We start from the raw sequence: 1,195 nt of genomic DNA, 5'->3' as shown, positions 1-1,195 counted from the left end.
AAGGGATCTTTCAACCAAGTAAGTATATTCAAACGAGTTTGATTTGATAGTGATTTAATAACTTGCAATAATTCCATGCTGCAAATTTAGGTAATTGCCTAATTCCCTACAAGCAATAATTGATTTTTTTTTAAAAATATTTTTAGAGGTCAGTAGTTAAATTCATATATTTATGATGCACTAAGCTATGGAAATGGATATATTTAAAGGACAGAACCTTCTAGATTTCAGTGATCGGTTCAAAACAGATGATGATTGTAAGGCATATCTATCAGGAATTACCTTTTCTGAGGGTTTCAAATGCAGGAAATGCGGTCATGTTAAGAGTCAGGTTCGGAAAAACTATTCCCATACCTGTAACCGTTGTAGCGATACGCAGTCAGTTACCTCTAACACGCTTTTCCATAAAGTAAAGTTTGGGCTTCGAAAAGCCTTTTTCATCTACTTTGAGATGTCCACCAGTACCAAGAGCATATCTGCCAGCTACATGAGTGTGCGTTATGGAGTAGCGGAGAACACAGCTAGGCTGTTTATGCACAAGGTACGTCAGGCCATGAAGTCCAGTGAGAACAGCCCGATGGACGGGAATGTACATATTGATGAATTTGTAGTGGGCGGTAGGGAAACGGGCAAGCAGGGAAGAAGCTATTCCAGTAAGAAGAAGAAAACAGTCTGTGCAGTTCAGCTAACAGAAGATGGGAAAGTAAAACGCTTTTATGCACTGAAAATCAAAGATTTCTCCAGTAAATCACTTCAGGTCATATTTGATAAACATATCAGCAAAGAAGCCAAGGTGACAACAGATGAATGGCGGGGATACCGTCCGATTGCTAAAAATTATCAGATTGAACAGGTCATTAGCCAAAAAGGGATGAACTTTGTAGCTTTGCATACAATGATCCATCAGGTGAAATCATGGATAAGAACAACATATTCCTGGGTAAGCGAAAAACATATCAACAGATATTTCGATGAATTCTGCTTCCGAATTAATCGCTCACAGATCAAAGAAAACATCTTCAATAACCTAATCAAAAAAATGGTAAAAGCCGATAAAATGTATCACAACCAAATTGTATGTAACTAAGTACTGACCTCTAAATATTTTTATTCCTTGTAGAATTGAATTTCTTAAATGCAAATCATTTGAAATTTATTATTTAATTTAGTTTTTGGCGAGATTGAATTTAATTAT

1 protein-coding gene is annotated in these 1,195 nt (G+C 36.1%); it reads left to right on the top strand.

Annotated features, from left to right (window positions below; all coding sequences use genetic code 11):
* Positions 1-193 precede the first annotated feature (193 nt).
* Positions 194-1,087 (top strand): IS1595 family transposase, encoded by an 894-nt coding sequence (locus tag GJU39_RS23275; RefSeq protein ID WP_154283377.1) that lies wholly within the window; start codon positions 194-196, stop codon positions 1,085-1,087.
* Positions 1,088-1,195 lie beyond the last annotated feature (108 nt).

The organism is Pedobacter petrophilus (genome assembly GCF_009674725.1).
Taxonomy (GTDB): Bacteria; Bacteroidota; Bacteroidia; order Sphingobacteriales; family Sphingobacteriaceae; genus Pedobacter; species Pedobacter petrophilus.
Note: the sequence above shows the minus strand (reverse complement) of the source record. Positions and strands in the feature narration are given on the sequence as shown.

What these genes read in the sequence shown, in the direction of transcription:
- GJU39_RS23275 (WP_154283377.1), top strand. Translation starts at nt 194, where the DNA reads ATGGATATATTTAAAGGACAGAACCTTCTAGATTTCAGTGATCGGTTC.